Here is a 12,371-nt window from a genome sequence, read left to right as displayed (position 1 = left end):
CTTGTATTCATAGCGCCAGATCATGACGTAGCAGGCAACAGCGCCGCCAGCGTATCCAGCGAATCGGCTTCGTCCACCGGCTTGTCCTCACGCCAGCGCAGCATGCGCGGGAAGCGCACGGCGATGCCGCTCTTGTGCCGCGCGCTGCGCGCTATGCCCTCAAAGCCCAGCTCGAACACCAGCGTGGGCCGCACGCTGCGCACCGGGCCGAAGCTCTCCACCGTGGTCTTGCGGATGATGGCGTCCACCCTCGCCATCTCGGCATCGGTCAGGCCCGAATACGCCTTGGCAAACGGCACCAGCGTGCGCCCCTCGGTGCCCTGCGGCGCACTCCACACGGCGAACGTGTAGTCGCTGTACAGGCTGGCGCGGCGCCCGTGGCCGCGCTGCGCATAAATGAGCACGGCGTCCACGCTCATCGGGTCGATCTTCCACTTCCACCAGATGCCCACGTCCCGGGTGCGGCCCACACCATAGTGCGCCGTGCGCCTTTTGAGCATCATGCCCTCCACGCCCAGGGCACGCGCACTGTCCCGCAGGCGTGCCAGTTCGGCCCAGCTCTGTCCCTGCAGCACCGGGCTGGGCACCAGCGCCGGGTGGTCGGTGCGCGCCAGCAGCGCGTCCAGCCGCGCGCGCCGCGCCTGCAGCGGCAGGCCGCGCAGGTCCTGGCCGTGCTCCTCCAGCAGGTCGTAGGCCAACAGCACTACGGGCACCTCGCGCAGCAGCTTGGAGCCCAGCGACTTGCGGCCGATGCGCTTTTGCAGGTCGGCAAACGGGCGCGGCTGCGCCGGCGCATCCGCTCGCGCGGGCTGCCAGACGACGATCTCGCCGTCGAGCACCGTGCCGTCGGGCAGGGCTTCGTCGCCCAACGCCTGCAGCTCGGGGAAGCGATCGGTCACCAACTCCTCCCCGCGCGACCACAGCCAAGTGGCGCCAGCGCGCCGCACGAGCTGGGCGCGGATGCCGTCCCACTTCCATTCCACGATCCAGTCCGCCGGCGGGCCGAGCGCGGCGTCAAACTGCGCCACCGGCAGTTGCAGCGGGTGCGCCAGAAAGAAGGGATAGGGATGGCCCTGGGCCTCCGCAGCCTGCGCGCCCGCACTGTCTCCCTCGGGCGCCACGAGGCGCTGGTAGTCAGCCGCCCCGGGCTGCGCGCCCACGTGGGTGTAGCCCATGAGGCGCTGGGCGATGCGCTTGGCGTCCACGCCGCTCACGGCCGCGAGCGCCTGCGTGACCTGCAAGCGCGACACGCCCACGCGGAAGGCCCCCGTGATGAGCTTGAAGTACACCAGCCGCTCCTCGGGCGCCAGCCGCGCCCATTGCGCACCCAGTCGTTCAGCCTGGGTGTCGGGCGCCAGGCCGCGCAGCGGCAAGAGGTGTTCGCGCATCCATGCGGCCAGCCCCAGGGCGTGAGCCTGCGTGGGCGGGGGCAACAGCAGTGCGATGGTCTCGGCCAGATCGCCCACAGCCTCGTAGCTTTCGTCGAACAGCCATTCCGGCAACCCCGCCGCCTCGCGCGCCACCGCGCGCAGCAGCTTGGTGGGCACGAGTTGGCGTGGTTTGCCACCCGCGAGGAAGTAGACGGCCCAGGCGGCATCCTCGGGTGGCGCACCCCGCAGATAGTCGCGCAGCGCGGCCTGCTTGGCGAGGCTGGACGTGCTGGCATCCAACGCCTGGTAGAGCGCGGCAAAGGCCTGCATCAGGAGGTGCCTCCGGCCGCGTCGCCTGCGTCGCCTTCCGGTGCAGTGGGCGCTGCAGTTGGCGCGTCGGTCGGCGCGGCCTCGTCCTCGTCGCCGTATTCGGTGGCGAAAGCCTGGGCATCCAGCCCTTGCTCGCGCAGCCAGCGCACCATGACGGCCACGCTGCCGTGGGTGACGAACACGCGCTCGGCCCCCGTGGCGGCAATCGCCTGCTGCAGGCCCGGCCAGTCTGCGTGATCGGAGAGCACGAAACCACGATCTACCCCGCGGCGGCGACGCGTGCCGCGCAGCTGCATCCAGCCGCTGGCAAAGGCATCGGCGTGGCGTGGGAAGCGGCGCATCCATGGAGTGCCTTGCGCTGAGGGCGGCGCCAGCACCAGCGCGGTCTCGCGCGTCGCGGCATCCAGTGACGCGTCGGTGGCCCCCTGCGTGGGCGGCAGGCGCACGCCGGCGGCGCGGTAAGCGGCATTGAGGGGCTCCACCGCGCCATGCATGAGCAGCGGACCAATGCTGGCATCTACGCCATGCAGGATGCGCTGCGCCTTGCCGAACGCGTAGCAAAACAGCACCGAAGGGCGGCGCATGGCCGCGTTGGAACGCCACCAGTCGTTGATCTGGGCTTGCAGGACGGCCTGGGCGGGCCAACGGTAGATGGGCAGGCCGAAGGTGGATTCGGTGATGAACGTGTCGCAGCGCACGGGCTCGAACGGCGCGCAGGTGCCGTCGGCCTCCAGCTTGTAGTCACCCGAGGCCACCCACACGCGACCGCCGTGCTCCAGCCGCACCTGGGCCGAGCCCAGCACATGGCCCGCAGGGTGCAGTGAGATGCGCACGCCGTTGTGGTGCAGGGGTTCGCCGTAAGCCAGCGTCTGCAAAGCGATGTCCGCCCCCAGCCGACCGCGCAGGACACCCGCACTGTGCTCGTGCGCCAGGTAGTGTCCATGCCCGCGCCGCGCGTGGTCGCCATGGCCATGGGTGATGACGGCCCGGTCCACCGGCCGCCAGGGGTCGATGTAAAAGCCACCCGGTGGACAATACAGCCCTTCGGGGCGCGCTACCACCAGGGCGTCTGCCGCGGACTCTGCCAAAGGGTTGACCATGGCCCATGCTAGCGTCGCGTTGGGCCTGGCTGGCGTCAGACGGCGCCGATGGACGAGCGCCATAGCGGGCCCACCCATAACGACAAAAGCCGCCCGAAGGCGGCTTTTGCGATGGAAGGCGATCAGTCGATCAGCGCTTCTGGCGGAACTTGCGCAGCGCGGCAATCTGCGCTGCCATCACGGCCAGCTCGGACTGGGCGCGGGCCAGATCGATCTCGCTCTTGGCGTTCTTCAGGGCTTCCTCGGCCGCAGCCTTGGCTTCCTGCGCCTTCTGGTCGTCCAGGTCACGGCCACGGATGGCGGTGTCGGACAGCACGGTCACGCAGTCGGGCTGCACTTCCAGAATGCCACCGGCCACGAAAACGAACTCTTCATTGCCGTCAGGCAATTCGATGCGCACCGAACCCGGCTTGATGCGGGTGATGAGTGGCGTGTGGCGCGGATAGATGCCCAATTCGCCCGCTTCGCCGGGCAGCGCGACGAAGCGCGCCTCGCCGGAGAAGATGGACTCTTCGGCACTGACCACATCAACATGGATGGTGTTCATCTTTGCTCCTAGAAAAAGGGAATGGCAAGCCTGTGGGGCTCACGAGGGCCGGACGCGGGGCCGGCCTTCGGACCATCAGGCCACCTTCTTCGCCTTTTCGAAGGCTTCGTCGATGGTGCCAACCATGTAGAAGGCCTGCTCGGGCAGGTGGTCGCATTCGCCAGCCACGATCATCTTGAAGCCGCGGATGGTCTCGGACAGCGGCACGTACTTGCCAGGCGAGCCCGTGAACACCTCGGCCACGTGGAACGGCTGCGACAGGAAACGCTGGATCTTGCGGGCACGGGCCACGACAAGCTTGTCCTCGGGGGCCAGCTCGTCCATACCCAGAATGGCGATGATGTCGCGCAGTTCCTTGTAGCGCTGCAGGGTACCCTGCACTTGGCGGGCCACTTGGTAGTGCTCTTCACCCACGACCTGCGGGTCCAGCTGGCGGCTGGTGGAGTCCAGCGGGTCCACGGCAGGGTAGATACCCAGAGCGGCGATGTCACGCGACAGCACCACGGTGGAGTCCAGGTGGGCGAAGGTGGTGGCAGGCGACGGGTCGGTCAAGTCGTCAGCAGGCACGTACACGGCCTGAATGGACGTGATGGACCCGACCTTGGTCGAGGTAATACGCTCTTGCAGACGGCCCATTTCCTCGGCCAGCGTCGGCTGGTAGCCCACGGCGGAAGGCATCCGGCCCAGCAGGGCGGACACTTCGGTACCGGCCAGCGTGTAACGGTAGATGTTGTCCACGAAGAACAGCACGTCGCGGCCTTCGTCGCGGAAGGACTCGGCGATGGTCAGGCCGGTCAGGGCCACGCGCAGACGGTTGCCCGGGGGCTCGTTCATCTGGCCGTAGACCATGGCCACCTTGGACTCGCCCAGGTTCTCCAGATTCACGACGCCGGAGTCGGCCATCTCGTGGTAGAAGTCGTTGCCCTCACGGGTACGCTCACCCACGCCAGCGAACACGGACAGACCCGAGTGCGCCTTGGCGATGTTGTTGATGAGCTCCATCATGTTCACGGTCTTGCCCACGCCGGCACCACCGAACAGACCCACCTTGCCGCCCTTGGCGAACGGGCACACCAGGTCGATCACCTTGATGCCGGTCTCGAGCAGTTCCTGCGAAGGGCTCAGCTCGTCATAAGCGGGGGCCTTGCGGTGGATGGAAGCCGTCAGGCTCTGGTCCACGGGGCCGCGCTCGTCGATGGGGTTGCCCAGCACGTCCATGATGCGGCCCAGCGTGGCCTTGCCCACGGGCACGGTGATGGGGTTGCCGGTGTTCGTGACCATCAGGCCACGCTTGAGGCCGTCCGAAGAACCGAGCGCAATGGTACGCACCACGCCGTCGCCCAGCTGCTGCTGCACTTCCAGCGTCAGGGGCGAGCCCTCGAGCTTCAGGGCGTCATACACCTTGGGCATCTGGTCGCGCGGGAACTCCACGTCCACCACGGCGCCGATACATTGAACAATCTTGCCTTGCACTTGAGCCATTTGATTTGCTCCAAAAATTTAAACCGAGACCCGAAGGCGGCGTCAGACTGCCGCGGCACCTGCAACGATCTCCGAAAGTTCTTTCGTGATCGCCGCTTGGCGCGTCTTGTTGTAGACCAGCTTGAGCTCGTTGATGACGTTACCGGCGTTGTCGGTGGCGGCCTTCATGGCCACCATGCGCGCGGACTGCTCCGAGGCCATGTTCTCTGCCACTGCCTGGTAGATCAGCGACTCGACATAGCGCACCAGCAGTTCGTCGATCACGCTCTGCGCGTCAGGCTCGTAGATGTAATCCCAACCATGGCCGGTCTTCTGGGCCTGCATCTGCTCGGACGACAGGGGCAGCAACTGCTCCACCACCGATTCCTGCTTCATGGTGTTGATGAACTTGGTGTAGCTGAGGTACACCGCGTTGATCTTGCCTTCCGCGTAAGCATCCAGCAGCACCTTCACCGGTCCGATCAGCTTGTCCAGGTGCGGCGTATCGCCCAGCCCGGTGGCATGCGCCACGACCTTGGCACCCACGCGGTTGAGGAAGCCCAACCCCTTGTTGCCAATAGCCACCGACTGCACATCGACACCCGTAGACTGCAGTTCGCGCAGCTTGGTGGTGACGGCGCGCAGCACGTTGGTGTTCATACCTCCGCACAGGCCCTTGTCGGTCGTCACGACAATAATGCCAGCCGCCTTCGCATCGTTCGCCTTCATGAAAGGGTGCACGTACTCAGGGTTGGCCTCGCCGAGGTGGGCGGCAATGTTGCGCACCTTCTCGGCATAGGGTCGGGCGGCACGCATGCGGTCTTGCGCCTTGCGCATCTTGGACGCGGCCACCATTTCCATGGCCTTGGTGATCTTCTTGGTGTTTTCCACCGATTTGATCTTGCCGCGTATTTCCTTACCTGCTGCCATGATGGTTCCTCGTCCGATTTAAACGAACGACTTCTTGAACGCCGTGATGGCTTGCGTCAGTTCGGCCTCGTCCTTGCCTTCCTTGTCGAACGCGCGGTTCTGCTGCAGGCGGTCCAGCAGCGCACCGTGGCTCGTCTTCAGGTACTGGTGCAGGCCGGCTTCGAAGGCCAGCACCTTCTTCACGTCCACGTCGTCCAGGAAGCCCTTGTTCACCGTGAAGAGCGTCGCGCCCATCAGGGCCGTGCTCAGCGGGCTGTACTGGGGCTGCTTGAGCAGTTCCGTCACGCGAGCGCCGCGATCCAGCTGCTTGCGCGTGGCTTCGTCCAGGTCGGAGGCGAACTGCGCGAACGCCGCGAGTTCACGGTACTGGGCCAGGTCGGTACGGATACCGCCGGACAGGCCCTTGATCAGCTTGGTCTGGGCGGCACCACCCACGCGCGACACCGAGATACCGGCGTTGATGGCGGGGCGGATACCAGCGTTGAACAGGCTGGTTTCCAGGAAGATCTGGCCGTCGGTGATCGAGATCACGTTGGTTGGAACGAAGGCAGACACGTCGCCGGCCTGCGTTTCGATCACGGGCAGTGCGGTCAGCGAACCCGTCTTGCCCTTGACCTCGCCCTTGGTGAAGGCTTCCACATAGTCGGCATTCACACGGGCTGCACGCTCCAGCAGGCGGCTGTGGAGATAGAACACGTCGCCGGGGAAGGCTTCGCGGCCTGGCGGGCGGCGCAACAGCAGCGAAACCTGGCGGTAGGCCACAGCTTGCTTGGACAGGTCGTCGTACACGATCAGCGCGTCTTCGCCACGGTCGCGGAAGTACTCGCCCATCGTGCAGCCGGAGTAGGCCGACACGTACTGCATGGCGGCGGACTCGGAAGCCGAAGCCGCCACGACGATGGTGTATTCCATTGCGCCGGCTTGTTCCAGGGCGCGCACCACGTTCTTGATCGACGATGCCTTCTGGCCGATGGCGACGTAGATACACGTCACGCCCTGGCCCTTCTGGTTGATGATGGCGTCGATGGCCACTGCCGTCTTGCCAGTCTGGCGGTCGCCGATGATCAGCTCACGCTGGCCACGGCCGATTGGCACCATGGAGTCGATGGACTTCAGGCCGGTTTGCAGCGGCTGGTCCACGGACTGGCGCGCGATCACGCCGGGAGCGACCTTCTCGATCACGTCCGTCATCTTGGCGTTGATCGGACCCTTGCCGTCGATCGGCTGGCCGAGAGCGTTCACCACGCGGCCGATCAGTTCCGGGCCCACCGGCACTTCCAGAATGCGGCCCGTGCACTTCACGGTGTCGCCTTCAGAAATGTGTTCGTACTCGCCCAGAATCACGGCGCCGACGGAGTCGCGCTCGAGGTTCAGGGCCAGGCCGAAGGAGGGCTGACCGTCTGCCGCGGCAGGGAATTCGAGCATTTCGCCCTGCATCACGTCCGACAGGCCGTGGACGCGCACGATACCGTCGGTCACGGACACCACGGTGCCCTGGTTGCGGATGTCGCTGCTGGCTGCCAGACCTTCGATGCGGCTCTTGATCAGTTCAGAAATTTCTGCGGGATTGAGTTGCATGACTCTTTCCTTCTTTCTTGGGGTATAGCCGAGACCTCATGCCCATCAGGCGGTGAGGGCAGCTTTCATTTGTTCCAGACGGGCTTTGACGGAAGTGTCGAGCACCTCGTCGCCCACCACCACGCGCACGCCGCCGATCAGGGTCTCATCCAACTGCACGGAGAGATTGAGCTTGCGACCGAAGCGCTTTTCAAGCGTGGCACCCACATCGGTCAGAGCGCCCGCATCCAGCGGGAAGGCGCTGTACACCACGGCATCCGAAGTGCCGTGGCTGCGATTGACCAGCGTACGGAACTGGGCCGCGATTTCAGGCAGCGCCTGCACGCGCCCGTTGTCGATCACGGTACGCAGGAAGTTCTTGGCCAGGTCAGGCAACGCCGAGCGGGCCACGCCCACGATGACGTCGAACACCTGCTCGCCCGTCACCTTGGGGTTGTCCGCCAGTTGGCGCAATTGGGGATTGGCGGCAATCGCCGCCAGCTCGTCCACCCAGGCTGTGGCGCCATTCAGGTCCACACCCGCTTGGTCGGTGCAGGCCTTGTACAGCGCCTCGGCGTAAGGGCGGGCAATGGTGGCGAGTTCAGCCATTGAATGCTCCCTTACAGCTCGGTCTTCAGACGGTTCAGCAGATCGGCATGAACGCCGGCATTGACTTCCTTGCGGAGAATCTGCTCAGCCCCCTTGACGGCCAGGGCCGCCACCTGCTCGCGCAGGGCTTCACGTGCCTGGATCGCTTGCTGCTCGGCCTCGGCACGGGCAGCAGCGACGATCTTGTTGCCTTCGTCGTTGGCGCGCGCCTTGGCCTCTTCGATGATGGCCTGTGCGCGGCGCTCAGCGTCGGCCAAGCGTGTCGCGGTTTCGTTGCTGGCGGCAGCCAGTTCCTGCTTCACACGCTGGTCGGCAGCAGCAAGCTCGGTCTTGGCACGATCGGCAGCTGCGAGACCATCGGCGATTTTCTGGGCTCGCTCATCCAGCGCCTTCGCGATCGGGGGCCACACGAACTTCATCGTGAACAGCACCAGGATCAGGAAAACAATGGCCTGAACGAACAGGGTCGCGTTGATACTCACGGCAACACCTTTCTTTCTAGGGCGTTGACGGAGGCTTAGGCCAGAACGAAGGGGTTGGCGAAAGCGAACAGCAGAGCGATGGCCACGCCGATCAGGAAGGCGGCGTCGATCAGACCTGCCAAGATGAACATCTTGGTTTGCAGTTCGTTGATCAGCTCAGGCTGGCGTGCGGAGGATTCCAGGAACTTGCCACCCATCAGGGCAATACCGATCGAAGCGCCGATAGCGCCGAGGCCCACGATCAGACCACAAGCCAGAGCGACGAGACCGAGAATGTTTTCCATGATGACTCCTAGGATGAAAAGAAAGGAAGGTTGAGAAAGGAAACGAAAGGATCAGTGAGCTTCATGCGCCTGGCCGAGATAAATCAGCGTCAGCATCATGAAAATGAAGGCCTGCAGGGTGATGATCAGGATGTGGAAGATCGCCCAGATAGAGCCCGCAATGATGTGCCCCACGGGGAGCAACACACCAGAGAGCGACATAGCCGCTGCGCCACCCATCAGGGCAATCAGCATGAACACCAACTCACCAGCGTACATGTTGCCGAACAGTCGCATGCCATGCGACACGGTCTTGGCAACGTATTCAATGATCTGCATGAGCAGATTGACCACGCCCAGGATCAGGGCGAAAACGGGGTTCTTGCTGGTACCGAAGGGCGCGGTCACCAGTTCATGCGCCCAGCCGCCCATTCCCTTGATCTTGATGCTGTACACGAAGCACAGGATCAGCACAGCGCTGGACAGACCCAAGGTGGTGGACAGGTCGGCGGTGGGCACGACGCGCAGGTAGGCATGCGAGTCACCTGTGGCGCCCTGCCAGAGCACGGGCAGCAGGTCCACCGGCAGCAGGTCCATAGCGTTCATCAGGAAAATCCAGACGAACACGGTGAGCGCCAGAGGTGCAATGAACTTACGGCTTTGCGCGTTGTGGATGTTGGCCTTGGCCTGGTTGTCCACCATCTCGACCAGCATCTCGACAGCCGCCTGGAAGCGGCCTGGCACACCGGAAGTGGCCGTGCGGGCAGCGAGCCACATGACGAACAGACCCAAAACACCCAAGATCACGCTGACGGCAACGGAATCGAGGTTGACAACCGAGAAGTCGATGATGGACTTCTGCTTGATGTTCTGGAGATGCTGCAGGTGGTGAACGATGTATTCACTTGCAGTCGGGGCGTGCGCATCTGCGGCCATCGGACAACTCTTCTCTCAAATATCAATCGGTTCGTCGGACACCAGGCCGCGCCAGCAGCGCGATCCAGTACGTTTTCATCGTTACCACCATGCCGACCAGCAACGCCAGCCAGCTGAGCCCCGGCACTACCCGGGGCGCCGCCGCCAACATGGCGACGGTCAATGCAATCTTGACCAACTCCCAACCCAGAAGCCCGACCATCGCCGCACCAGCCGTGGAGCGCCTGCGCGCCATGCCACGGGCAAACAGCGCCGCCGGCACCACGACGGACAGAGCCCCGTACCCGGCGGACCATGCCACCGGCAGCCTGCCCGTCAGCCACCATGCCAGAAGGGCCACTACCGCCCCCACCGCCGCCTGGCCCCAGACAATGCGCCAGACCGACAGTGCCGGATGGCGTGACCGCCACTCCCGCGCCTCTTGTGCAGTCAGGGGCTTGAAGTCGGAATCCTCAACCTCAGATTCAGTCTCGGAGGCGATTTTTTTATCGTTGGAAGACGCCTGCGCCACAGACCAAAACTTTCACAAAGCCCTTGATTATAAGTAAAAACCCCGGCCGATCCACAATCGGTAACGGAGCGCGGGTGGATCACTGCACATAGCCGCACCATTGTGGCAACGCGCCAACGCCCATTGTGGTGCAGCGCGGCCACGGGGCCCGCCTAAAGCCACAGCGAACCGCGGGTATACCATCGCCACCCGCTTGGGGCACCCCCTTCCCTTCGGCCCCGCCGGCCTTGAAAGAGCCTAATGACGACGCCCAGCCAGCCCTCTTCCGCCGATCCTCGCAAGGACTCGTTGATCGAATATCCGTCCCGCTTTCCCATCAAGGTCATGGGAGCAAACGTGAACGGGTTCGTGCATGCCGTCACCGAGGTTGCGCGCCGCTTCGACCCCGACTTCGACGCTTCCACCATCGAGTTGCGCGACAGCCGCGCGGGCAACTACCTGGGCGTGACCATCACCGTGACTGCCACCAGCCGGGAGCAGCTCGATGATCTGTACCGGGCCCTGACCTCGCACCCGATGGTCAAGGTCGTGCTCTGAACGTCCGCACCATGGAGTTGCGCATGCTGGGCCGGGTGGACTACCCGGCCACGGTGGCCGCTATGCAGCGCTTCACGGAGGAGCGCACTGACGAGACGCCCGACGAGCTGTGGATTTGTGAGCACCCCGCGGTGTACACACAGGGCCTGGCCGGCAAGAGCGACCACGTCCTCTCGCCCGGCGGCATCCCCGTCGTTGCCACCAACCGCGGCGGGCAGGTGACGCACCATGGCCCCGGCCAGGTCGTGGCCTATCCGCTCATCGATCTGCGCCGTGCGGGCTACTACGTCAAGGAATACGTGTACCGCATAGAGGAAGCCGTGATCCGCACGCTGGGCCACTACGGCGTGACGGGCCACCGCGTGGCCGGCGCGCCCGGCATCTACGTGCGCCTGGACGATCCGCACGGCCACAGCATGCTGCCGCAGCGCCCGCAAAAACGTGCCCACGCCGACGGCCCACCCCAGCCGGACTTCACCGGCTTGGGCAAGATCGCCGCGCTGGGCATCAAGGTCGCGCGCCACTGCACCTACCACGGTGTGGCGCTGAACGTCGCCATGGACCTGGAACCCTTCTCCCGCATCAACCCTTGCGGTTACGCAGGTTTGCAAACGGTGGACCTTTCTACAATCGGCGTCCACATCCCCTGGGACGATGCCGCGGCCATGCTGGGCCAACAGCTCGCACGCCGCCTCGCGCCCTGACCTCTCCCTCAGCAGCCATGAGCACTCCCGACGTCGTGCGCGAAGCGCAGTCCACCGAAGCCTACAACCCGCTGGCCAAGCAGAAGGCCGCGGCCAAGCTGTCGCGCATCCCGATCAAGGTCGAGCAGGGCGAGGTGCTCAAGAAGCCCGAGTGGATCCGCGTGAAGGCAGGCAGTCCCACCACGCGCTTTTACGAGATCAAGAACATCCTGCGCGAGCACAAGCTGCACACGGTGTGCGAGGAAGCCAGCTGCCCCAACATCGGCGAATGCTTTGGCAGGGGCACGGCCACGTTCATGATCATGGGCGACAAGTGCACGCGCCGCTGCCCGTTCTGCGACGTGGGCCACGGCCGCCCCGACCCGCTGGACAAAGACGAGCCGCTGAACCTCGCCAAGACGATTGCCGCGCTGCGCCTGAAGTACGTGGTCATCACCAGCGTGGACCGCGACGATCTGCGCGACGGCGGCTCGGGCCACTTCGTGGAGTGCATCCAGCGTACCCGCGAACTCTCGCCCAGCACGCAGATCGAGATCCTCACGCCGGACTTCCGCGGCCGCGACGACCGTGCGCTCGAAATCCTCAAGGCCGCGCCCCCGGACGTGATGAACCACAACCTGGAAACCGTGCCGCGCCTGTACAAGGAAGCACGCCCCGGCTCCGACTACCAGTTCAGCCTCAACCTGCTCAAGAAGTTCAAGCAACTGCACCCCGGCGTGCCCACCAAGAGCGGCCTGATGGTAGGCCTGGGCGAGACGGACGAGGAGATCCTGGAAGTCATGCGCGACATGCGCGCCCATGGCATCGAGATGCTGACCATCGGCCAGTACCTCGCCCCCAGCAACAGCCACCTGCCGGTGCGCCGCTACGTGCACCCCGACACCTTCAAGATGTTCGAGGAAGAAGCCTACAAGATGGGCTTCAGCCACGCCGCCGTGGGTGCCATGGTGCGCTCCAGCTACCACGCCGACCAGCAGGCGCACGCCGCTGGCGTTTGACTCGGAATACAAGTCAAATCGGCCTCTAGGTCAATA

14 protein-coding genes are annotated in these 12,371 nt (G+C 64.8%); 3 read left to right on the top strand and 11 right to left on the bottom strand.

Going from position 1 to position 12,371, the window contains the following annotated elements; genetic code table 11:
- Positions 1 to 20: 20 nt before the first annotated feature.
- The 11 genes from DTPSY_RS01510 to DTPSY_RS01460 all read right to left on the bottom strand — a co-directional run bounded on the left by DTPSY_RS01510 (position 21) and on the right by DTPSY_RS01460 (position 10,096).
- The gene (locus DTPSY_RS01510; RefSeq protein ID WP_012655379.1) at positions 21 to 1,700 is read right to left on the bottom strand and encodes an ATP-dependent DNA ligase; all 1,680 of its coding nucleotides are present in this window, start codon (positions 1,698 to 1,700) and stop codon (positions 21 to 23) included.
- Positions 1,700 to 2,800 (bottom strand): ligase-associated DNA damage response exonuclease, encoded by a 1,101-nt coding sequence (locus DTPSY_RS01505; protein ID WP_012655378.1) that lies wholly within the window; start codon positions 2,798 to 2,800, stop codon positions 1,700 to 1,702. The genes DTPSY_RS01510 and DTPSY_RS01505 overlap by 1 nt, the downstream gene beginning before the upstream one ends.
- Positions 2,801 to 2,930: 130 nt before the next feature.
- Entirely contained in the window at positions 2,931 to 3,347 is a 417-nt protein-coding gene (locus tag DTPSY_RS01500; RefSeq protein WP_011803773.1) for a F0F1 ATP synthase subunit epsilon, read from the bottom strand.
- Positions 3,348 to 3,422: 75 nt separating this feature from the next.
- The gene (atpD, locus tag DTPSY_RS01495; RefSeq protein WP_012655377.1) at positions 3,423 to 4,829 is read right to left on the bottom strand and encodes a F0F1 ATP synthase subunit beta; all 1,407 of its coding nucleotides are present in this window, start codon (positions 4,827 to 4,829) and stop codon (positions 3,423 to 3,425) included.
- A 42-nt stretch (positions 4,830 to 4,871) separates the two neighbouring features.
- Positions 4,872 to 5,738 carry a F0F1 ATP synthase subunit gamma gene (gene atpG, locus DTPSY_RS01490; protein ID WP_011803771.1) on the bottom strand — a complete coding sequence of 289 codons (867 nt, stop codon included), beginning with the start codon at positions 5,736 to 5,738 and terminating at the stop codon, positions 4,872 to 4,874.
- A gap of 18 nt (positions 5,739 to 5,756) precedes the next feature.
- Positions 5,757 to 7,316 carry a F0F1 ATP synthase subunit alpha gene (gene atpA, locus DTPSY_RS01485; RefSeq protein WP_011803770.1) on the bottom strand — a complete coding sequence of 520 codons (1,560 nt, stop codon included), beginning with the start codon at positions 7,314 to 7,316 and terminating at the stop codon, positions 5,757 to 5,759.
- 45 nt (positions 7,317 to 7,361) lie between these two features.
- Positions 7,362 to 7,904 (bottom strand): F0F1 ATP synthase subunit delta, encoded by a 543-nt coding sequence (locus tag DTPSY_RS01480; protein WP_011803769.1) that lies wholly within the window; start codon positions 7,902 to 7,904, stop codon positions 7,362 to 7,364.
- A gap of 11 nt (positions 7,905 to 7,915) precedes the next feature.
- On the bottom strand, positions 7,916 to 8,386 hold the full coding sequence (locus tag DTPSY_RS01475; RefSeq protein ID WP_012655376.1) for a F0F1 ATP synthase subunit B: 471 nt from the start codon (positions 8,384 to 8,386) through the stop codon (positions 7,916 to 7,918).
- A gap of 35 nt (positions 8,387 to 8,421) precedes the next feature.
- On the bottom strand, positions 8,422 to 8,670 hold the full coding sequence (gene atpE, locus DTPSY_RS01470) for a F0F1 ATP synthase subunit C (RefSeq protein ID WP_011803767.1): 249 nt from the start codon (positions 8,668 to 8,670) through the stop codon (positions 8,422 to 8,424).
- A gap of 51 nt (positions 8,671 to 8,721) precedes the next feature.
- Positions 8,722 to 9,585: a F0F1 ATP synthase subunit A gene (gene atpB / locus DTPSY_RS01465; protein ID WP_012655375.1), complete on the bottom strand. Its 864-nt coding sequence runs from the start codon at positions 9,583 to 9,585 to the stop codon at positions 8,722 to 8,724.
- A gap of 22 nt (positions 9,586 to 9,607) precedes the next feature.
- The gene (locus DTPSY_RS01460; RefSeq protein ID WP_011803765.1) at positions 9,608 to 10,096 is read right to left on the bottom strand and encodes an ATP synthase subunit I; all 489 of its coding nucleotides are present in this window, start codon (positions 10,094 to 10,096) and stop codon (positions 9,608 to 9,610) included.
- Between the two features lie 240 nt (positions 10,097 to 10,336).
- Between DTPSY_RS01460 and DTPSY_RS01455 the strand changes: the two genes are divergently transcribed.
- From DTPSY_RS01455 to lipA, 3 genes are read left to right on the top strand one after another with little or no spacing between them, the layout of a single operon-like run.
- Positions 10,337 to 10,633: a YbeD family protein gene (locus DTPSY_RS01455; RefSeq protein ID WP_012655374.1), complete on the top strand. Its 297-nt coding sequence runs from the start codon at positions 10,337 to 10,339 to the stop codon at positions 10,631 to 10,633.
- An 11-nt stretch (positions 10,634 to 10,644) separates the two neighbouring features.
- On the top strand, positions 10,645 to 11,337 hold the full coding sequence (gene lipB, locus DTPSY_RS01450; protein ID WP_041838775.1) for a lipoyl(octanoyl) transferase LipB: 693 nt from the start codon (positions 10,645 to 10,647) through the stop codon (positions 11,335 to 11,337).
- A gap of 17 nt (positions 11,338 to 11,354) precedes the next feature.
- On the top strand, positions 11,355 to 12,335 hold the full coding sequence (gene lipA, locus DTPSY_RS01445; RefSeq protein WP_011803762.1) for a lipoyl synthase: 981 nt from the start codon (positions 11,355 to 11,357) through the stop codon (positions 12,333 to 12,335).
- The last annotated feature ends 36 nt before the right edge of the window (positions 12,336 to 12,371 follow it).

Origin of the sequence: [Acidovorax] ebreus TPSY (genome assembly GCF_000022305.1) — a bacterium.
Classification (GTDB): domain Bacteria; phylum Pseudomonadota; class Gammaproteobacteria; order Burkholderiales; family Burkholderiaceae_C; genus Diaphorobacter; species Diaphorobacter nitroreducens.
The sequence above is the reverse complement of the archived record's forward strand: the minus strand, read 5'-3'. Positions and strand labels throughout refer to the sequence as shown.

Coding starts and splice junctions, on each gene's coding strand:
- DTPSY_RS01510 (WP_012655379.1), bottom strand. CDS start 1,700: ATGCAGGCCTTTGCCGCGCTCTACCAGGCGTTGGATGCCAGCACGTCC.
- DTPSY_RS01505 (WP_012655378.1), bottom strand. CDS start 2,800: ATGGTCAACCCTTTGGCAGAGTCCGCGGCAGACGCCCTGGTGGTAGCG.
- DTPSY_RS01500 (WP_011803773.1), bottom strand. CDS start 3,347: ATGAACACCATCCATGTTGATGTGGTCAGTGCCGAAGAGTCCATCTTC.
- atpD (WP_012655377.1), bottom strand. CDS start 4,829: ATGGCTCAAGTGCAAGGCAAGATTGTTCAATGTATCGGCGCCGTGGTG.
- atpG (WP_011803771.1), bottom strand. CDS start 5,738: ATGGCAGCAGGTAAGGAAATACGCGGCAAGATCAAATCGGTGGAAAAC.
- atpA (WP_011803770.1), bottom strand. CDS start 7,316: ATGCAACTCAATCCCGCAGAAATTTCTGAACTGATCAAGAGCCGCATC.
- DTPSY_RS01480 (WP_011803769.1), bottom strand. CDS start 7,904: ATGGCTGAACTCGCCACCATTGCCCGCCCTTACGCCGAGGCGCTGTAC.
- atpE (WP_011803767.1), bottom strand. CDS start 8,670: ATGGAAAACATTCTCGGTCTCGTCGCTCTGGCTTGTGGTCTGATCGTG.
- atpB (WP_012655375.1), bottom strand. CDS start 9,585: ATGGCCGCAGATGCGCACGCCCCGACTGCAAGTGAATACATCGTTCAC.
- DTPSY_RS01455 (WP_012655374.1), top strand. CDS start 10,337: ATGACGACGCCCAGCCAGCCCTCTTCCGCCGATCCTCGCAAGGACTCG.
- lipB (WP_041838775.1), top strand. CDS start 10,645: ATGGAGTTGCGCATGCTGGGCCGGGTGGACTACCCGGCCACGGTGGCC.
- lipA (WP_011803762.1), top strand. CDS start 11,355: ATGAGCACTCCCGACGTCGTGCGCGAAGCGCAGTCCACCGAAGCCTAC.